This window comes from Faecalibacterium duncaniae (genome assembly GCF_010509575.1).
In the GTDB taxonomy this organism is placed as follows: Bacteria; Bacillota; Clostridia; order Oscillospirales; family Ruminococcaceae; genus Faecalibacterium; species Faecalibacterium duncaniae.
The window spans coordinates 2,876,482-2,893,627 of sequence record NZ_CP048437.1 but is presented as its reverse complement, the minus strand read 5'-3'; the positions used below and the strand labels follow the sequence as shown (position 1 = coordinate 2,893,627).

22 protein-coding genes are annotated in these 17,146 nt (G+C 57.6%); 15 read left to right on the top strand and 7 right to left on the bottom strand.

The window, feature by feature from the left end; genetic code table 11:
- Positions 1–57 precede the first annotated feature (57 nt).
- Positions 58–1,554 (bottom strand): glycoside hydrolase family 25 protein, encoded by a 1,497-nt coding sequence (locus GXM22_RS13970; protein WP_035394619.1) that lies wholly within the window; start codon positions 1,552–1,554, stop codon positions 58–60.
- A gap of 363 nt (positions 1,555–1,917) precedes the next feature.
- Between GXM22_RS13970 and GXM22_RS13965 the strand changes: the two genes are divergently transcribed.
- A complete protein-coding gene (locus GXM22_RS13965) occupies positions 1,918–2,976 on the top strand; it encodes a PTS sugar transporter subunit IIC (protein WP_005934662.1) in 1,059 nt (352 codons plus the stop codon).
- A gap of 103 nt (positions 2,977–3,079) precedes the next feature.
- On the opposite strand, the gene GXM22_RS13960 is transcribed toward GXM22_RS13965, so the two are convergent.
- From GXM22_RS13960 to GXM22_RS13950, 3 genes are all read right to left on the bottom strand, one after another.
- Complete coding sequence (locus GXM22_RS13960) at positions 3,080–3,568, bottom strand: NUDIX hydrolase (RefSeq protein ID WP_005934661.1); 489 nt, start codon at positions 3,566–3,568, stop codon at positions 3,080–3,082.
- A gap of 76 nt (positions 3,569–3,644) precedes the next feature.
- A complete protein-coding gene (locus GXM22_RS13955) occupies positions 3,645–4,232 on the bottom strand; it encodes an RICIN domain-containing protein (RefSeq protein WP_035394617.1) in 588 nt (195 codons plus the stop codon).
- Positions 4,233–4,332: 100 nt separating this feature from the next.
- The gene (locus GXM22_RS13950; protein WP_005934658.1) at positions 4,333–5,280 is read right to left on the bottom strand and encodes a hypothetical protein; all 948 of its coding nucleotides are present in this window, start codon (positions 5,278–5,280) and stop codon (positions 4,333–4,335) included.
- Positions 5,281–5,714: 434 nt separating this feature from the next.
- Between GXM22_RS13950 and GXM22_RS13945 the strand changes: the two genes are divergently transcribed.
- The 14 genes from GXM22_RS13945 (at position 5,715) to GXM22_RS13880 (ending at position 13,805) form a co-directional block, all read left to right on the top strand.
- On the top strand, positions 5,715–5,897 hold the full coding sequence (locus tag GXM22_RS13945; RefSeq protein ID WP_005934654.1) for a hypothetical protein: 183 nt from the start codon (positions 5,715–5,717) through the stop codon (positions 5,895–5,897).
- A gap of 137 nt (positions 5,898–6,034) precedes the next feature.
- Positions 6,035–6,556: a nitroreductase family protein gene (locus GXM22_RS13940; protein ID WP_005934653.1), complete on the top strand. Its 522-nt coding sequence runs from the start codon at positions 6,035–6,037 to the stop codon at positions 6,554–6,556.
- Positions 6,557–6,564: 8 nt separating this feature from the next.
- Positions 6,565–7,056, top strand: coding sequence for a GNAT family N-acetyltransferase (locus tag GXM22_RS13935; protein WP_005934652.1), 492 nt, complete (start codon positions 6,565–6,567; stop codon positions 7,054–7,056).
- A 103-nt stretch (positions 7,057–7,159) separates the two neighbouring features.
- A complete protein-coding gene (locus GXM22_RS13930; RefSeq protein ID WP_005934651.1) occupies positions 7,160–7,459 on the top strand; it encodes a YerC/YecD family TrpR-related protein in 300 nt (99 codons plus the stop codon).
- A gap of 72 nt (positions 7,460–7,531) precedes the next feature.
- Positions 7,532–8,083 carry a DJ-1 family glyoxalase III gene (locus tag GXM22_RS13925; protein WP_005934650.1) on the top strand — a complete coding sequence of 184 codons (552 nt, stop codon included), beginning with the start codon at positions 7,532–7,534 and terminating at the stop codon, positions 8,081–8,083.
- Positions 8,084–8,098: 15 nt separating this feature from the next.
- Positions 8,099–8,983, top strand: coding sequence for a fumarylacetoacetate hydrolase family protein (locus GXM22_RS13920; protein WP_005934648.1), 885 nt, complete (start codon positions 8,099–8,101; stop codon positions 8,981–8,983).
- A gap of 223 nt (positions 8,984–9,206) precedes the next feature.
- Entirely contained in the window at positions 9,207–9,737 is a 531-nt protein-coding gene (locus GXM22_RS13915) for a Sec-independent protein translocase subunit TatA/TatB (protein ID WP_005934646.1), read from the top strand.
- Positions 9,738–9,831: 94 nt separating this feature from the next.
- Complete coding sequence (gene tatA, locus GXM22_RS13910; RefSeq protein WP_005934643.1) at positions 9,832–10,038, top strand: twin-arginine translocase TatA/TatE family subunit; 207 nt, start codon at positions 9,832–9,834, stop codon at positions 10,036–10,038.
- 3 nt (positions 10,039–10,041) lie between these two features.
- Positions 10,042–10,851 carry a twin-arginine translocase subunit TatC gene (gene tatC, locus GXM22_RS13905; protein WP_005934641.1) on the top strand — a complete coding sequence of 270 codons (810 nt, stop codon included), beginning with the start codon at positions 10,042–10,044 and terminating at the stop codon, positions 10,849–10,851.
- A gap of 185 nt (positions 10,852–11,036) precedes the next feature.
- Positions 11,037–11,987 carry an ROK family glucokinase gene (locus GXM22_RS13900; protein ID WP_035394699.1) on the top strand — a complete coding sequence of 317 codons (951 nt, stop codon included), beginning with the start codon at positions 11,037–11,039 and terminating at the stop codon, positions 11,985–11,987.
- An 85-nt stretch (positions 11,988–12,072) separates the two neighbouring features.
- Positions 12,073–12,510, top strand: a complete 438-nt coding sequence (locus tag GXM22_RS13895) for a GNAT family N-acetyltransferase (protein ID WP_005934637.1) — start codon at positions 12,073–12,075, stop codon at positions 12,508–12,510.
- Between the two features lie 180 nt (positions 12,511–12,690).
- Positions 12,691–12,936, top strand: coding sequence for a hypothetical protein (locus tag GXM22_RS13890; RefSeq protein WP_005934633.1), 246 nt, complete (start codon positions 12,691–12,693; stop codon positions 12,934–12,936).
- A 224-nt stretch (positions 12,937–13,160) separates the two neighbouring features.
- Entirely contained in the window at positions 13,161–13,358 is a 198-nt protein-coding gene (locus GXM22_RS13885) for a helix-turn-helix transcriptional regulator (RefSeq protein WP_005934630.1), read from the top strand.
- Positions 13,359–13,361: 3 nt separating this feature from the next.
- Positions 13,362–13,805 (top strand): DUF6773 family protein, encoded by a 444-nt coding sequence (locus tag GXM22_RS13880; RefSeq protein ID WP_005934627.1) that lies wholly within the window; start codon positions 13,362–13,364, stop codon positions 13,803–13,805.
- A gap of 68 nt (positions 13,806–13,873) precedes the next feature.
- On the opposite strand, the gene GXM22_RS13875 is transcribed toward GXM22_RS13880, so the two are convergent.
- The 3 genes from GXM22_RS13875 to GXM22_RS13865 form a co-directional block, all read right to left on the bottom strand.
- Positions 13,874–14,458: a sugar O-acetyltransferase gene (locus tag GXM22_RS13875; RefSeq protein ID WP_005934625.1), complete on the bottom strand. Its 585-nt coding sequence runs from the start codon at positions 14,456–14,458 to the stop codon at positions 13,874–13,876.
- A 13-nt stretch (positions 14,459–14,471) separates the two neighbouring features.
- The gene (locus tag GXM22_RS13870; RefSeq protein WP_005934623.1) at positions 14,472–16,262 is read right to left on the bottom strand and encodes an ABC transporter ATP-binding protein; all 1,791 of its coding nucleotides are present in this window, start codon (positions 16,260–16,262) and stop codon (positions 14,472–14,474) included.
- A 164-nt stretch (positions 16,263–16,426) separates the two neighbouring features.
- On the bottom strand, positions 16,427–17,146 hold the full coding sequence (locus GXM22_RS13865) for a YggS family pyridoxal phosphate-dependent enzyme (protein WP_005934620.1): 720 nt from the start codon (positions 17,144–17,146) through the stop codon (positions 16,427–16,429).

Here is a 17,146-nt window from a genome sequence, read left to right as displayed (position 1 = left end):
GCATCAAAAAAGAGCGAAGATTCAACTGAATCTTCGCTCTTTTTGTTTGCCATCAGATCAGCCCATATAGCTGATGTTCACATCGATCTGGCCGCCGTAGCCAGGGATGCGGGCGGTGCAGGTGCCCTGCCACATATTGCAGGCAATGGGGCTGGAGGCCACGTTGTAGTGGGCGTTCCAGATGTAGTAGTTGGACAGCTGGCTCATATCCAGCCGCTTGCGGAACCAGGTGGTGGAGGCGTACACGCCGGGCTTGTAGCCCAGTGCCTTGACCTCTTCGCAGAAAGCCACAGCACACTTGGTGCGGTCTTCCACGCCCAGACCATCGGCACGGCCATTGCCTGCACCGGAAGCCTCGGTATCAAAGTAGATGGGGTAATCGAGCTGGCGGCCATTCAGCACATAGACGCAGGCCTGTGCTTCCTCGCGGGCCTCGTTCTCGTTGACGGCCTGACTGAAGCAGTAGATGCCCACCCGCAGCCCGGCGTTGCGGGCGTTGGTGAAGTGCTCCTCAAACTTGGGGTCCTGCACCAGCGCGCCGGAGCCGTAGCCGCGGTAGCCGATACGGATGATGGCAAACTCCACACCTGCCGTTTTCACCTTGTCCCAATCGATGCTGCTCTGGTACTTGGAAACATCGATGCCGAAGGTGGCGGGCTGCTGAACGCCGGAGGCATCAAAATAATAGAGCTTGTTGTCGATGCTCTGGATGCCGGTGACGGTCTGGTGGGTGTTCTGGTCGTAATAATAGGTCTTGCCGTTTTCGGTGCGCCAACCGGAATACTGGGGCGTTTCTTCCTCATCCTTGCCGAAGAAGAACTCCCACAGCCACTGCAGCAGGCCGTTTTCACCGGTCAGGCAGGTGGGGTCGATGCTCTCTTCGTCCAGCGTGCCGTTGTCCAGTGCCTCCCGGATCTCCTCAGGGGTCAGCAGAACAGTGCCGTTGATATCCTTGATCTGGGCTTCGGCCAGCACATCCTCGCCGTTCTCGGAAGCGGCAGGCGCTTCCTCGGCTACGGGGGCGGTCTCCTCCGTTTCGGGCAGGATGGCGGCCTCTTCAGGAGCGGCCATCGGGTCTTCGGCAGCCAGTGCCTCGGTCTCTGTCAGGAAGTGGGGGAAGGAGTTTTCGCTCTCGATCTCCGAAGCATCCCCGGCCATGGGGTCGGAGGGGACAGCCTCCGGCTGCACAGCGGGCTCCGCAGCGGGGGCGGCGCTCTCTGCCGGGGCGGCGGTGTTCTCCGCCTTGGTCACGGGTGCGGCAGGGGTGCTGGCTGCGGCCTGCTCCTGAGAAGAAGCACTCTCCTCTGGCTGGGTGCTCTCGGCCTTTGCCTCGCTCCGGTCACTCTTATGATCGAATCTGGGCAGGGTGACCCTGCCCTCAGTCTGCAGGGCGGCGGGTTCGACCGTCAGGCCCGCAGGCTGGGATGCCAGCAGGAAGGTGGTGCCCGCACCGCCAATGGTGATGGCTGCCGCCATCACAAGGCACGCAACAGCCTGGCCGATGCTGCGGCCGGTGCCGTTCTTGCTTGATTTTTTGAAAGATGTTGGTTTCATGCCGCTTGCTCTGCCTCCAAGCTGGACCGGGCAGGATACACGAACTGCACCGGCCCGCCAATATAGTCTCGCATAATTGCGGATAAAGCTATTTTTACTCTCCCAGTATACACCCAAACCCGGGTCGCCGTCAATCAGTTCGCTGTGCTCCGGCATCGCGTCAGGCAGAAAAAGCGGAAAGAAAAACACGCTCCACAGTAAAAACGAGCAGGAAAGCAGAATCATTGCATCCAAAGCTGTGAAATTTGTCGCTTTGGACGAAAAACGCGGCCTCCTCTTGCTGTCTTGACAGGTGTATGGTATGATACTTGACACGGAAAGCTCCCGCGCAATGGGCCGGGAGAGAAAGGTTAGGAAGAGTCTATGTCAAGTGTAAAGGACTTTTTGAAGCGGAAGGATATCGTTATCACTCCGCAGCGCTATCTCATCGAGGCTCTGGGTGCCATGGCACAGGGGCTGTTCGCCAGCCTGCTGATCGGCACCATCATCAAAACGCTGGGCCAGCAGACCGGGCTGGAGGTGCTGGTCGATCTGGGCGGCTATGCCTCGGCCATGAGCGGTCCGGCCATGGCCTGCGCCATCGGCTGGGCACTGCACTGCCCCCCGCTGGTGCTGTTCAGCCTGATCACTGTGGGCTACTCGGCCAATGCGCTGGGCGGCGCAGGCGGCCCGCTGGCTGTCCTGATCATTGCCATTGTGGCTGCTGAGATGGGCAAGGCCGTGAGCAAGGAGACCAAGATCGATATCCTTGTCACCCCGCTGGTGACCATTTTTGTGGGCGTGGGCCTTTCCATGCTCATCGCGGCTCCCATCGGTGCTGCCGCCAGTCAGGTGGGCACCCTGATCATGTGGGCCACTGAGCAGGCCCCGCTGGTCATGGGCATTCTGGTGTCTGTCATCGTGGGTGTGGCGCTGACCCTGCCCATCTCCTCTGCCGCCATCTGCGCGGCTCTGGGCCTGACCGGTCTGGCGGGCGGCGCTGCTGTGGCAGGCTGCTGCGCCCAGATGGTCGGCTTTGCCGTGATGAGCTATAAGGAGAACGGTGTGGGCGGTCTGGTCAGCCAGGGCCTGGGCACCAGTATGCTCCAGATGGGCAATATCATCAAGAACCCCCGCATCTGGATCGCCCCCACGCTGGCCTCGGCCATCACCGGCCCGCTGGCGACCTGCCTGTTCCACTTTGAGATGAACGGCGCGGCGGTCTCCTCCGGCATGGGCACCTGCGGTCTGGTGGGCCAGATCGGCGTGTACACCGGCTGGGTGAACGATATCGCCGCCGGCACCAAGGCCGCCATCACCCCCATGGACTGGGCTGCCATGGCCCTGATCTGCTTTGTTCTGCCCGCTGTCCTGAGCGTTCTCTTCTGCGAGATCGAGCGCAAGCTGGGCTGGATCAAAGAGGGCGATCTGAAGCTGAACTAAACTCCCTCCGTCATCGCTTACGCGATGCCACCTCCTTCAATGAGGGAGGCTAAAAGGCTCCCTCTCCGAGGGAGCTGGCACGGCAAAGCCGTGACTGAGGGAGTTATAAAGGTTTCCCGTCCAACACGGCTTCAGCCAGCGTATCATCTTCATATCGGAGTTTGAGCGAGAAAAAGGGTCTGTCCTCCTCGAGCAGGCGGAAGAAAATCTTGTCGCCCTCCCAGATGGGCAGCTGCTCCACCTGCTCTTTGGGCACCCATTCCAGAATGCCCTCGTTCCGGGCGGCATCCTTTACCAGTGTGCCCGTCCAGGCATCGGCGGTGTAAAGGAACATGTATTCGGTCAGCTCGCCCAGAAGAAAGGTCACTACGCCCCGGCAGCGGTAGGAGGTCAGGGTGAGGCCGGTCTCCTCCTGTACTTCCCGCAGCAGGCAGTCCTCCGGGCTTTCAAACGGCTCAAACTTGCCGCCCACGCCGATCCATTTGTCGTGGTTCAGGTCGTTCTTCTTGGTCACGCGGTGGAGCATCAGGTAGGCATCATCCTGTTCCAGATAGCACAGGGTGGTGTTGCGCATGGGAAATTTGGAATCCATCAGCAATTCTCCGTTTCTGTCAGCATTACAAAAAGCGTCCCACAGGGAGCCCCCTGTGGGACGCTTTTATCGTTTCTTATTTCCGTGCGGCCCGGCCTTTTCCGGCGTTGTTCAGCTTCCGCACCAGATCATTCTGGTGCTTGCGCTGGGAGGGCGTGGGCTCCGGGTCCCGCTTCTCCTCGGCACGGGCGTTGGTCTGCGCGGTGTCGGGGTCAACGCGCACCAGGTTCCATTCCTGATTGCCGCCCGAGACGTAATTCCAGATCTGGGCCTGTGCACCGTTGGAGGTGTTCATGCCCACAAGATCGATGTATTTGTCGGCCAGCACGTTGCGGATGCGGGTGCGGCCATTCCGGGTGGACTCCAGCTCCCAGCACTGGCTCAGCCCGCTGGTGCGGCCCCACTGGTGCAGCCAGGTGCCCTCGACTACGCCGCCCAGGGCCAGATCGATGAACTTGCCCGTAAAGCGGTTCCTGATCCGCCAGCGTCCCTCGCCGGCATCCACGAACTGCCACTGCTGCCACGGATGCCCGGCGTAGTCCCACAGACGGATGGCCGCGCCGTTCTCCGTGTTGAAGTTCTTGATCTCCAACACCTTCCCATTGGGTGCCTTGATGAGGTAAAACTCATTTTCCAGTAAAACGACCTGAGATGCTTTTGCCATACGTCCGTGTCTCCTTTCCGGTAAAATCTGGTTTGACGCTTCTATTATAGCGGATTTCCCGGTGCGCAACAAGATTGATTCTTGACGAATATTTTTCTTTTTATTGTGCATTTTGCACTTTCCGCAGCTTTCGACAGAACCACGGCCCGGCGTACCACAGCACCAGACAGGCAAGCCCGATCAGCCGGATCTGCGTGTTGGTGCAGTGGGTGTTCAATTCCAGCCCGATGCTGAAGGAAAGGAGATTGGCGGTCAGCGCATAGAAGATGGGGTGAGGCTTTTTGCCCTCCGGCCAGGGCAGATACCGGTTGTAGACAAAGGCTTCCACGGAGAACACCAGCACCTCCAGTGCAAAATAAAGAAAATTGCCCCACATCGGCCCGAGATAGAGCGTGCCGTAGCACAGCCCGAGGTTCAGGATGATCTGCGTGGCAAGGTTGACCTTGCCGATGAGAGTGCGCTGGGCAGGGCCGCGCAGCCCGAAAAGCAGGATGCCCCACGTCAGCTCTAAAATCAGGGTAATGAGCACCCGGGCGGCAAAGGAGGAAAGGATGTCGGAATCGTTGCGGTTGTGGTAGATCCGCAGGCCGTCTTGGGAATCGAGAAGCACCTGCCACTCGCTGGAAAAGGCATAGCGCTCCACCGGCTCCTCACTGCGGTAGAATGTACCAGTCTCTATATTATAGAGCAGAACATAGAACTTGTTGGGCGGGTAGTAGCCCCAGACGAACTCTGCATCGGCATCGCCGGGGTATTCCTGAAAATAGCCCAGAAAGTAGTAGCCCTCCGGGGCGGGGTAGTTCCGGAAGGCCTCCCAGGCCTCGCGGGAACCCATCCGCTCCCGGTAGTCTGCCGGGGCGGTCCAGGGGCCGTTGAGGGCCGTATTGCCCAGCAGGGTGACAGCATAGCGTTGGCCCGGTGTGTAATAGAGCTTGAGCGTGACCGAGGGCTTGGGGCCCATGTCCGCAAAAACGGGCAGGGAAAGGGCCAGCACCAGCAGGGCCGAGAGGAAAAAAGCAAAAATTTTTTTGCGAAAAATTTTCTTCATGGCGGTGTCCTCACTTCAAAAAACAAAAAATTCCGACACGTCTTTCCTTAACCTGTAAACGTATGAAAAACAGCTGTTATTGCAGGGCGCTCTGCACAAAATTGCAGATGGAGCTTTGTGCACCATTTCCTGTTTTTCTTACAAGTACAAAACGACCGTTTTCGGCCTCTTTCAGGGCAGAATATGAACAATTTGTTTCCGGCTCACGGCCAATTCAGGACACTGACTTCACATTTATAAAGCAAAGTGAACTTTACTGCTTTATTTACATGAACAAAACGGCTTTCAAAAGAAACTTTAATTTGTTTCACGTTTTTGGATATTGACTTTATATCAAAACTGCGGTATAGTAAGAATGCGGAGAGCGGAAAACGCCCCGCCGACACTTGAGCTTCAGGCGTAAGCCTGTGAGAAAAATATAGGAGGTTTGACTTATGTACTATTACATTCTGGGTTGCGGCATTGCTTGTCTGGTTCTGTTCGGCATCAACAGCATGGATACGGTGGATGTCAAGCCGGCCGAGATTCTGGGTAAGGTCATTCTGTGGCCCGTTGCCCTGATGGAAGCAGTTGTTCGTTACAGCTCCACGCATCACAACATCAAGACCGCGCTGTAAAACATCTCGTTCCAAACCAACGAAGAGCAATCAGGCGGCTGCGCTTTCAAAAAGGAAGGCGCAGCCGCCTTTTTGTTTTGCACTTTACGGCGTTGTATGGTACAATAACACCAGAACTTTTAGGGAGGGAAATTGCTATGACCAATGAAACCTTACATACCCTTGAGACCCGCCGCAGCTGCCGCGCCTACAAGCCGGAGCAGATCACGAAAGAGGAGCTGGAAGCCGTTCTGCGCGCAGGCACCTTTGCCCCCAGCGCTATGAACCGCCAGAGTGCAAAGATCGTGGTGGTGCAGGATGCCGAGACCCGCGCCCAGCTCACCCGGATGAATGCTGCCGTGATGGGCAACACGGGCGACCCCATGTACGGTGCCCCCACCATTCTGGTGGTGCTGGCGGATGCCAACGCCCGCTGTGGAGTGCAGGACGGCAGCCTTGTGATGGGCAACCTGATGAACGCTGCTGCCGCCATCGGGCTGGGCAGCTGCTGGATCAACCGCGCAAAGGAAGAGTTCGAGACCGAAGAGGGCAAGGCCCTGCTGAAGAAGTGGGGCATTGAAGGGGACTATATCGGTGTGGGCCACTGCATTCTGGGCTACCCGGCAGAGGAACCCCGCCCCGCCGCCCCCCGCAAGCCGGATTATATCGTATACGCATAAGGAGCACTATGAAACCCGATTACAAGCTGGTCGCAAAGGCCAAATACATTCACGCCAACGCTGACCTTGCCAGTGAGATCTGGCACGAGGTCTACAAGCGCTATTACCCCGCAAAGCAGCTGGACACGCTGGTGGAAACGCTGCAGAGCGCCGATGCCATTGAGGCAGATATCGACAACGATGTGAACTATTTCCTCGTGGTGCTGGGCGGCAAGACCATCGGCTACTTTGCCTGGAAGATGGAGAACACGGCCCTGCACCTGCTCCACCTCTACCTCAAGCCCGAGTACCGGGGCAAGGCATTGGGCCGGGATATCCTGGCCACCTGTGAGCGCCTGGCCCGGGGTGAGGGCCGGGGCCGCCTGTACTGCGAGGTGCACACCAAGTGCCTGCCGGTGCTGCAGTTCTTCAAGACCAAGGGCTACCGCGTGCTGGGCCCCGCCGAGGCAGAAGCTGCGGGCATTCCCATGCAGCTGACCACGCTGGAAAAAATGCTGTAAATTTCCCGTTGATTTTTTGCCGCGTTTGCACTACAATAAAGTAGTGTATTGAAGTGCCCCGCGCGGGCCAGACCCAACCTGAACGATAGGGGAGGAACAAGCCATGGCAAAAGATCATCCCACCGGAGAGTCCGGCCTGTATTCTGCATTGCTGGAATTGAAAACGCCTGAGGAGTGCTACCGCTTTTTGCAGGATGTTTGCAGCTACGCCGAGCTCAGTGCAATGGAGCAGCGGTATAACATCGCGGAAAAGCTGGTCAACAAGCAGAGCTATACCAGCATCATGGGCAACATTGGTGCGTCCAGCGCCATCATCAGCCGGGTGAGCCGGGTCATCAGCAAGGATGACAGCGTGCTGCGCCGCCTGCTGGAAGAAAAGGCGGAACAGCCCGCCGAAGAATAACACGGACCGCGCGCCGCGGGGCAGGGGAGCACCCGCCCTGCGGCGCGCTTTTTTAGAAGGGAGTCTGTAAAGATGAGTAAGGCAGTTGTATTTTTTGCCGATGGCACCGAGGAGTGCGAAGCTCTGCTGGTGGTTGACCTGCTGCGCCGCGCCAAGGTGGAGGTCATCGTGGCCTCTGCCATGGGCCGCAGGGAGCTGGTGAGCAGCCATAAGATCCACCTGACCGCCGATGCGCTGGCCGAGGAAGTGGATTATTCCGATGTGGACATGGTCGTTCTGCCCGGCGGGATCCCGGGCACACCCAACCTTGCCGCCAACAAGACGGTCACCGAGACCTGTGCCGCCTTTGCAAAGGCGGGCCGGAAGGTGGCCGCCATCTGTGCCGCCCCCAGCATCCTGGCCTCTCTGGGCCTGCTGGAGGGCAGGAACGCCACCGCCCACGCTGGCTTCCAGGATCAACTGGCCGGTGCCATCGTCCACGATGAAGAGGTCGTGGTGGATGGCAACATCACCACCAGCTATGGGCTGGGCGGTGCTATCCCCTTTGCACTGGAACTGGTGCGCCAGCTGGCTGGTCAGGCCGAGGCGGAGCGTATCCGGAACGCCATTGCGTATCGGCACTGAGAAAGGGGATGCGGTATGCGCTTTATTACCTGCCGCTTGCCGGACGGCGTGGAAGACCCGGCGATTTTATCGGAGGATGGGCGGCAGGTCTGGCCGCTGAGCTGGCTGGGCCTGAGCTATGAGACCCTGAGCGAGGCCATCCCGTTTCTGACCCCGCAGGTGCGGTATGGGCTGTCGCTGGCCATTGCGGGCATTCCCGCTCTGCCTGTGGAGGCCGTCACGCTGGAAAGCCCCATCCCGGCCCCGGCACAGGATGTCATCTGCCTGGGCATCAATTATATGGCCCACTCCGATGAGGCGGAGAAATATTCTGCCGCTGCCTTTGCCACCAAGCACGAGGATGCCATCTACTTTTCCAAGCGCGTGACCCGCGCCGTGCCGGACGGCGGCCCCATCGAGGCCCACACCGATCTGGTGAAAAAGCTGGATTACGAGTGTGAGCTGGCTGTGGTGCTGGGCAGGGATGCCAGGGATGTGCCCGCCGGTCAGACCCGGGACTATATCTTCGGCTACACCATCCTGAACGATGTCTCAGCCCGGGATGTGCAGACGGCGCACAAACAGTGGTACTTTGGCAAGAGTCTGGACGGTTTTACCCCCATCGGGCCCTGCATCGTCACGGCAGATGCCTTTGCCGACTACCCGCCCAGGCTGGGCATCCGCAGCTTTGTCAACGGCGAGAAGCGGCAGGATTCCAATACCGCCCTGCAGATCTTTGACATCGACCATGTCATTGCCGAGCTTTCGCAGGGCATGACCCTGAAAGCGGGCACCATCATTGCCACCGGCACCCCGGCGGGTGTGGGCATGGGCATGGACCCGCCGCAGTTCCTCAAGCCCGGAGACGTGGTGCGGTGCGAGATCGATGGTATTGGTACGCTGACCAATCCGGTCGAGTGATTCCAAGACGTAATATCTTTGGCGGAGTATATGAACTGTTATATAAATGAACACGAAATTGCTCTTGTTCATATACTGTTCAAAATAAGTTCATTTGAAGTTCACATACTTCCGGTATACATAGGGCAACAAAGGCGCACACCGCGCCGCATCCCCTGTGCAGTAACAGCACGGCAGGCCGCAAAGGATGCCTGTTGTGTGAGAGGAAAGGAATTGGAACGCTATGAAAATTGGTTTTACAGAGCTGATCCTGGTGGCCATCGTGGCCTTCGTGGTCATCGGTCCCGATAAGCTGCCCGAGTACGCCCGCAAGCTCGGCAAGATGCTGCGGGAGCTGAAGAAGTACACCGGTGCCGCTTCCGAGGAGATCCAGAAGAATGTGGTGGAGCCCCTGAACGAGATCCAGGCCCCCATCAAGGAAGCCGTTGCTCCCCTGACCGACATCAAGAAGGACATCGACGACAGCATGAAGGATGTCACCAAGAGCTTTACCAACATCGGTAAGACCAGCAAGGAAGAAGCCAAGAAGGCCGAAGAGGTCGAGGAAGTGGCCGAGCTGGAGGATACCGTGGAGGAGCTGCCCGAAGAGCCCGTCAAGGCGGAGGAGCCTGCCGCTGAGCCTGTGAAGGCAGAGGAAAAGGCAGAAGAGCCTGCTGCAGAGGAAAAGCCTGAGGAGGCCCCCGCTGCAAACGAAGCCCCTGCCGAGGCTGCTCCCGCTGAGGAGGCTGCCCCTGCCGAAGAGGCAAAGGTCTAAGTACATGGATACACCCGCGCCCGCGGTTGTAGGATAAAAACTGGAATCCAGCCCGCCAGAGCGGCGCGGCAAGAGTAAAAAGGAGATTATTATTATGAGAATCGGACCTCAGGAGCTTATCATTGTTCTGATCATCGTTCTGGTCATCTTTGGACCCAAGAACCTGCCGAAGCTGGGCAAGATGTTCGGCAAGACCATGAAGAACTTTAAGGAAGGCATGGAAGACGTGGATGAGAACGGCGATGCCAAGCCTGCCGAGACCAAGACCGAGGAAAAGGCTGAGAAGAAGGACGAGGAGTAATTTGTGGCTACCAACGTGAAGCGCAAAAAGAAAGCCGAAGTCATGTCGGACGACGGCAGCATGACGCTGACCGGACATCTGAAAGAGCTGCGGAACCGGCTGATCATCTGCGCGGCGGTGTTTGTAGTGGGCGTGATCGGCTTCCTGGCAATTTCGGATAAGCTGATCGACCTGCTGACGGCCATGGCAATGAATGCGAACTACACCTTCGTGTTCCTGGCCCCGCAGGAAAAGCTGATGCAGTATTTCCGGGTGTCCCTGATCGCTGCGGTGATCGTGACCATTCCGGTGGCGCTGTATCAGGTCTACGCCTTTGCAAAACCCGGCCTGAAACGGAGCGAGAGCTTCTTCTTCCGGCTGGTGCTGCTGTTCGGTCTGGCGCTGTTCTGCGTGGGTGTGCTGTTCGCCTACAAGGTCACCCTGCCGTTCATGCTGAACTTCCTCGTTACGCTGGAGGGTACCGATTACATCACGGCATCCATCAGCATCGAGAGCTACATCAACCTCTGCCTGACTATGTTCATCATCTTCGGCTGTGTGTTTGAAATGCCTCTGGTCACCATCATTCTGGCCAAGATGGGCATTGCAAACCCCGAGATCATGAAGAAGGGCCGCGGCGTTGCCATTGTCCTGATCTTCCTGGTCGCAGCCATCATCACCCCGCCCGATATCGTGTCGCAGTGCTTCGTGGCAGTTCCCATGTGCCTGCTGTACTTTATCAGCATCTTCCTCAGCGGCATTTTCTATAAGCCCAAGACGGATGATGACGACGAGGATGAGGATGACGAAGAGGAATCCTCTGACGAGGAGTAAGTTCTCCCAAGGCTTTCCGGCCCTCCCACTGCGGGAGGGCCTTTTGCTTTGCCAAAAATCGAAACGGATTTTCGGCTTTTTGCATAAATCCTGTTTCAGCCTCTGTCTTTTGCAAATGGATATGTTATAATGATAACGATGAGAAAACCGGCGGCCTGACCGCCGCAAAGAAGGGGTAAATGAATATGAAAGAGTACGCATTCGGCATCGACCTGGGCGGCACCACGGCCAAGGTGGGCCTGTTCACCACGGCGGGCGCTCTGCTGGAAAAGTGGGAGGTGCCCACCGACACCTCCAATGCAGGTGAACACATCCTCGGGAACCTGGCCAAGGTCGTGAAGGACAAGATGCAGGAAAACGGCATTACTGCCGAGCAGGTGGAGGGCGTGGGTGTCGGTGTGCCCGGCCCTGTGCTGGACAGCCGCATTGTGCCCATTGTCTGCGCCAACCTCGGCGGCTGGGGTGAGCGGAACGTCTCCATCCAGCTGTCCGGCCTGCTGGACGGCATCAAGGTGCTGGTGGGCAACGATGCCGACGTGGCTGCGCTGGGCGAGATCTGGATGGGCTGTGCCAAGGGCTGCCGCAGCGCTGTGATGGTCACGCTGGGCACCGGTGTCGGCGGCGGTGTCATCGTCAACGGCAGGATCATCGAAGGTGCCCACGGTGCAGGCGGCGAGATCGGCCACATCACCGTCAACCCCCACGAGACGGCGGTCTGCGGCTGCGGCAAGCACGGCTGTCTGGAGCAGTATTCCAGTGCCACCGGCGTGGTCCGCTGTATGAAGAAGCTGCTGGACGAGAACCCGGACACCCCCTGCACCCTGCGCGGCACCGACTTTGCCGCCAAGGATGTCTTTGATGCCGCCCGTGCAGGTGATGCACTGGCCGCCCGTGAGGTGGACGAGATGACCGACATCCTGGGCATGGCGTTGGCCTCTATTGCCTCCACCACCGACCCCGAGATGTTTATGGTGGGCGGCGGTGTCGCCCGTGCCGGAGATGTCCTCTTCAACCCCCTGCGGGAGCATTTCAAGACCTATGCCTTCAGCTCCTGCCGCGAGACCCCCATCGTTGCCGCTACCCTCGGCAATGATGCTGGCATCTATGGTGCCGTCCGGCTCATCGTGGGAGAATAAAACCTGATATTTCATGGCCCCATGCCCGCATCTCAATCGTGTGGGCATGGGGATTTTTATTTTATAAGAAGAAGGAGCTGAATCAATGAATTATACCCCTATTACAGAGGAAAATGTTGAAAAAGCAGCAACGCTTTATATGAACCACTACAACCAACATTCTGGCGGGTGCTGGACTTATGAAAAGGCATATAAGCGAATCCGTCAGATGGTAACGATGGAGGATTCCCTCTGCCTGATGCAAGAAGATGACAACGATATTTCAACAGGGCTTGTCATCGGTTTTTTGGAAAGCTATGACGATTTCACGTTCTATTTCCTCGATGAGATCCTGATTTTCGGGGAGTATCAGAACAAGGGGTATGGCAGATTACTTCTCCAAGAAGTGGAACAGCGTGTGCGGGAACGTGGTGCACAGATGATTGAACTGGTCTGTCCGGATGATGCGCACCACATGCACTTTTACGGCGGCTTCGGGATGGCGGAAGCAACGAACCTGAAGCTGATGAAAAAACGATTGTAAATCTGCCGTGGTTATTTTTGAGGCAAAAACGGACGAACTGGAACAGCACTATCTCCGGGATTTTGGAGCGCATCCGGTTGCATCCTTACATCCTGGCGGGCCGAGAACATTTATGATTGCAGATCAGGCAGCCAAGGATATATTTTCATCGTATCTTTTTGAAGAATAGGGGGAAAGCAAATGAAACCATATGATAAGGATATCGACATTGTTTTTTCTCCAATGTCTGATGAAACCATGTCGTGGTTGGATGAACTGCTTACAACCTGTAAGCGGTTCGGTGTGGATTACTACAATGCCTCTGAAAAAGACCGTGCATTTGTGGAAGCAGTGGCGCGGAAAAATTATGGAATAAAGCAGGCGAAAATGAATGGAGTATCTGTCTCCACAGTAGAGCCCTTCTTTGGGATTCATCGAGCAGTATAAAAAGAGAACAAAGGAAGCGTGACCTCTTCGGGCCGGGAACGTTTTTCTGAAATCATTGCAAAGCCCCGTGCCGGTGCGATATGCCGGACACGGGGCTTTTTCTATTTTTGAAATATAAAATACAAGACAAAAAGTAAATTATACTTGACATAATGTCTGGTGAGTGCTATTCTGTATCCAGAGGGAATGAGCTTACCCTCACAGGAAAGAGACGAGGTGACAGGATGCCGAAGAATCTGAAACTGAAAGCTGCCCGCGCGGAAAAAGATATGACGCAGGGGGCATTGGCAGAAGCGGCTGGGGTCTCGCGCCAGACCATCAACGCGATCGAAAAGGGCGAGTACAACCCCACCATCAATCTCTGCCGCAGCATCTGCAAAATTCTGGGAAAAACACTGGATGAACTGTTCTGGGAGGAATGAGAAATGAAATTTTCACTGTACAGCAAGAAAAATGTTCTGGATGAGATGCAGGAGCAGACCATGTCCCAAATTGAGAGGCGTGGCTTCTGGCTGATGTGGGGCGGTCTGCTGGCCGCAATGGTGATTCAGCAGCTGACGGGCAATGCAGAGAAAGCGACCGGAGAAGGGGTCGTTTTTATGGCCGGATGTGTTTACACCGTTGCAGAGTGCGTCCGGAATGGCCTGTGGGACCGCCATCTTTCTTCCAGTATGGGTGCCAATGCGGTTTGTTCTCTGCTGGCGGCTGTGGCGGTTACGGTGCTTCATGGCCTGACCTATGGCTATTGGATGGGCGCTGCGTTTACTGGTGTTTCGACAGGTCTGCTCTGCTTTGCGCTGCTCCAATTCTGTGCACATCTGGTGCAGAAGAATCGGAAAAAGCTGGACGATGAACCGGAAGAAAAATAACACCTGATTTTCCACAACAAAACGCGGAACCGTTGAAAACTCAGCGGTCCCGCTTTTTGTTGTTGCAATTATTTCTGATACCGGATGCTGTCTTTTTCGGTGATAGGCCGCAGCACCTTACAGGGGTTGCCCACGGCCACCACGCCGGAGGGAATATCCTTTGTGACCACGCTGCCTGCACCGATGACCGTGTTGGAGCCGATGGTGACCCCGGGCAGGATGGTGACATCACCGCCCAGCCAGACGTTGTCCCCCAGTGTGATGGGGGCTGTGGTCTCAAGGCCGCTGTTGCGCTCTTCCGGCAGCATGGGGTGGATGGCAGTGTACATGCCGCAGTTGGGGCCGATGAAGCAGTGCCTGCCCAGTGTGATTTTTGCGCAGTCCATCAGGTAAGCACCGTGGTTGATGTAGGTGCCCGCACCGATGAAGCAGTGATAGCCGTAATCCACATACAGGTGCGGCAGAATGAACACATGTTCTTCCATGTGGGGCAGCAGCTGACGCAGAAGCTCTGCCCGCTTTGCTTTTTCAGAGGGGCGGGTCTGGTTGAACTCGGTGTAGAGCTCCTCGGCTTTCTCTCGTTCGGCACAGAGCTCCGAGGTGTAGTTTGCGTCGTACCAGAGACCTGCTTCCCATTTTTCACGTTCTGTCATAAACGTTCTCCTGTTATAAGGTGTCCTCACCGGGCAGCTGGTTCCACAGGCGGTAGTACACGCCCTGCTTTGCCAGCAGCTCTTCGTGAGTGCCGGATTCCACAATGCCCTCGGAGCCAAGCACCAGGATACGGTCGTAGTTCTTGATGGTGGTCAGGCGGTGGGCGATGGTCAGGGTGGTGCGGCCATGGGCCAGCTTTTCCAGGCTCTGCCCCACAAGGATCTCACTCTCGTTGTCCAGTGCACTGGTGGCCTCGTCCAGGATCAGGATGGGCGGGTTCTTCAGGAAGACACGGGCAATGGCGATGCGCTGCTTCTGGCCGCCCGAGAGCTTGACACCACGCTCGCCGACATAGGTGTCGAAGCCGTCCTTCAGGGCCATGATAAAGCGCTCTGCACCGGCCAGACGGGCAGCTTCGATGATCTCCTCCCGGGTGGCATCGGGCTTGCCGTAGGCGATGTTATCCGCCACAGAGCCGCTGAACAGGTACACGTCCTGCTGGACGATACCGATGTCCTCGCGCAGGCTCTTGAGGGTGACCTGCTGGATGTCCTGCCCGTCAATGTAGATGTGGCCGCTGGTCACATCGTAGAAGCGAGGGATGAGGTTGCACAGGGTGGTCTTACCGCCGCCGGAGGGGCCGACCAGAGCCAGCCGCTCGCCTGCCTTGATGTCCAGACTGACATGGTGGAGCACCTTGTTGTGGTCGTCCGGGTACTCAAAGCTGACATCGTCAAAGCGGATGGCACCGGGGCCGGGCTGCAGGGGCCGGGCATCAGGGGCATCGTGGATGGGCACGGGGGTGTCCATGATCTCGGCAAAGCGCTCGATGCCGGTCATGCCGCGCTGGAACTGCTCGGCAAACTCGACGATGCGGCGGATGGTAGCGATGAGGGTGGTGACATAGAGCATGTAGGCCACCAGGTCACCGGCGGTGATCTTGCCGTTGACCAGCGACAGGCCGCCCGCCAGAATGACCACCAGATACATCAGGCCGTCGAACAGGCGGGTGGAGGTGTTGAAGGCCGCCATGGCGTAGTAGCCCAGCGTCTTGATGTGCTCAAAGTCCTTGTTGCCCTGCTCGAACTTGGCGCGCTCCTGCTCCTCGGCGGCAAAGGCTTTTACCACGCCCTGACCCAGCAGGCTGTCCTCGATGGTGGCGTTCAGCTCACCGATCTGGATGCGCTGCTGCCGGAACCGGGCACGCAGACGGCCGTTCAGGTAAACGGACACTACGCCCATCAGGGGCACGCAGGCGAACACCGCCAGCGTCAGCGGGATGCTGGCCTGGCACAGGATGATGAAGGAGGCCAGGATCTTGATGAAGGCGATGAAAAATTCCTCGGGGCAGTGGTGGGCAAACTCGGTCACATCGAACAGATCGTTGGTGATGCGGCCCATGATGGTGCCGACCTTGGTGTTATTGTAATAGGTGTGGTCGAGCAGCAGCAGGTGGTCAAAGGCATCCCGGCGCATGTCGGTCTCGATGTGCACGCCCATGATGTGGCCGATGCCGGACATGAAATACTGGGCCGCACCGTCGATGATGCGGAGCACAAAGTAGATGCCCGCCAGCTTGAGCACGATGCCAGTGGTCAGGGTGATGCCCACGCCCATGGCCGAGTTGGTGATGGTGCTCATGATCTTGGGCAGGAAGATGTCACACAGGGTGGTCAGCGCGGCGCAGAACAGGTCGAGAAAGAGCACTGCCTTGTGCTTTGCCAGATAGGGTAAAAAGCGGCGGATGAGCGCGCCGCTGCTGTTGTGATGTGCTCCGGGGTCTTTGATGTTTTGCTTTGCCATGGTTCCTCCTTTTTAACGGGCTCACCCTCTCCGTCATTGCTGACGCAATGCCACCTCCCCCAAAGTGGGAGGCTTTGGCAGGATTTGCAAGCTTCATCTTTATGCCAAGGGCTCTCCCTTTGGGAGAGCTGGCGAGCGAAGCGAGACTGAGAGGGCGAGCAATTTTATCTTTTCCTATAATCCCGTTCGCCGTAGATCGCGGTGCCAATGCGCACCAGCGTCGCGCCTTCGCGGATGGCGTTCTCATAATCGCCGCTCATGCCCATGGAGAGGGTCTGCATCTCCACGTTGGAATAGCCGCGCTCCCCTGCCTTTACGAACAGGTCGTGGACGGCGGCGAGATACCGGCGGTTCTGTGCATCGTCATCATTGACCGGGGGAATGGCCATCAGGCCCTTGACCCGGATGTGCTCCTGTGCGGAAGCGGCATCCAGCAGGGGCCAGAGCGCTTCCGGCGAAACGCCGCTCTTGCTCTCCTCCCCGCCGATGTTCACCTCCAGCAGGACGTTCTGCACGATGCCCGCCTTGGCGGCTTCCTTCTCGATGGCGGTCAGAAGGTGTTCACTGCCCACGCTCTGGATCAGGCTGGCCCGGCCCAGGACTTTTTTGATCTTGTTGGTCTGCAGGTGCCCGATGAAATGGATGGGCTTGCCGCAGTAAGCGCCTGCGTCAAAGTTTGCGCAGAGCTCCTGCACATGGTTTTCGCCAAACACGTCAATGGGCAGGGCGGCACTTGCGGCCACGGTTTCAGCGGTGCGGGTCTTGCAGGCGGCGCACAGCTGGACCTCGGCAGGGTCGCGGCCTGCCTCCCGGGCAGCAGCGGCCATCTTTTCACGGATGGCCAGCACGGCCTCCCGCATCTCTTCCGGTGTTTTTTCTGCCAT

Bases quoted from the DNA above. Each gene is read 5' to 3' on its own strand.
- GXM22_RS13885 (WP_005934630.1), top strand. From the start codon at position 13,161: ATGCCGAAGAATCTGAAACTGAAAGCTGCCCGCGCGGAAAAAGATATG.
- GXM22_RS13880 (WP_005934627.1), top strand. From the start codon at position 13,362: ATGAAATTTTCACTGTACAGCAAGAAAAATGTTCTGGATGAGATGCAG.
- GXM22_RS13965 (WP_005934662.1), top strand. From the start codon at position 1,918: ATGTCAAGTGTAAAGGACTTTTTGAAGCGGAAGGATATCGTTATCACT.
- GXM22_RS13890 (WP_005934633.1), top strand. From the start codon at position 12,691: ATGAAACCATATGATAAGGATATCGACATTGTTTTTTCTCCAATGTCT.
- GXM22_RS13930 (WP_005934651.1), top strand. From the start codon at position 7,160: ATGGCAAAAGATCATCCCACCGGAGAGTCCGGCCTGTATTCTGCATTG.
- GXM22_RS13970 (WP_035394619.1), bottom strand. From the start codon at position 1,554: ATGAAACCAACATCTTTCAAAAAATCAAGCAAGAACGGCACCGGCCGC.
- GXM22_RS13925 (WP_005934650.1), top strand. From the start codon at position 7,532: ATGAGTAAGGCAGTTGTATTTTTTGCCGATGGCACCGAGGAGTGCGAA.
- GXM22_RS13960 (WP_005934661.1), bottom strand. From the start codon at position 3,568: ATGGATTCCAAATTTCCCATGCGCAACACCACCCTGTGCTATCTGGAA.
- GXM22_RS13935 (WP_005934652.1), top strand. From the start codon at position 6,565: ATGAAACCCGATTACAAGCTGGTCGCAAAGGCCAAATACATTCACGCC.
- GXM22_RS13955 (WP_035394617.1), bottom strand. From the start codon at position 4,232: ATGGCAAAAGCATCTCAGGTCGTTTTACTGGAAAATGAGTTTTACCTC.
- GXM22_RS13940 (WP_005934653.1), top strand. From the start codon at position 6,035: ATGACCAATGAAACCTTACATACCCTTGAGACCCGCCGCAGCTGCCGC.
- GXM22_RS13950 (WP_005934658.1), bottom strand. From the start codon at position 5,280: ATGAAGAAAATTTTTCGCAAAAAAATTTTTGCTTTTTTCCTCTCGGCC.
- GXM22_RS13915 (WP_005934646.1), top strand. From the start codon at position 9,207: ATGAAAATTGGTTTTACAGAGCTGATCCTGGTGGCCATCGTGGCCTTC.
- GXM22_RS13870 (WP_005934623.1), bottom strand. From the start codon at position 16,262: ATGGCAAAGCAAAACATCAAAGACCCCGGAGCACATCACAACAGCAGC.
- tatA (WP_005934643.1), top strand. From the start codon at position 9,832: ATGAGAATCGGACCTCAGGAGCTTATCATTGTTCTGATCATCGTTCTG.
- GXM22_RS13920 (WP_005934648.1), top strand. From the start codon at position 8,099: ATGCGCTTTATTACCTGCCGCTTGCCGGACGGCGTGGAAGACCCGGCG.
- GXM22_RS13875 (WP_005934625.1), bottom strand. From the start codon at position 14,458: ATGACAGAACGTGAAAAATGGGAAGCAGGTCTCTGGTACGACGCAAAC.
- GXM22_RS13945 (WP_005934654.1), top strand. From the start codon at position 5,715: ATGTACTATTACATTCTGGGTTGCGGCATTGCTTGTCTGGTTCTGTTC.
- GXM22_RS13900 (WP_035394699.1), top strand. From the start codon at position 11,037: ATGAAAGAGTACGCATTCGGCATCGACCTGGGCGGCACCACGGCCAAG.
- GXM22_RS13895 (WP_005934637.1), top strand. From the start codon at position 12,073: ATGAATTATACCCCTATTACAGAGGAAAATGTTGAAAAAGCAGCAACG.
- GXM22_RS13865 (WP_005934620.1), bottom strand. From the start codon at position 17,146: ATGGCAGAAAAAACACCGGAAGAGATGCGGGAGGCCGTGCTGGCCATC.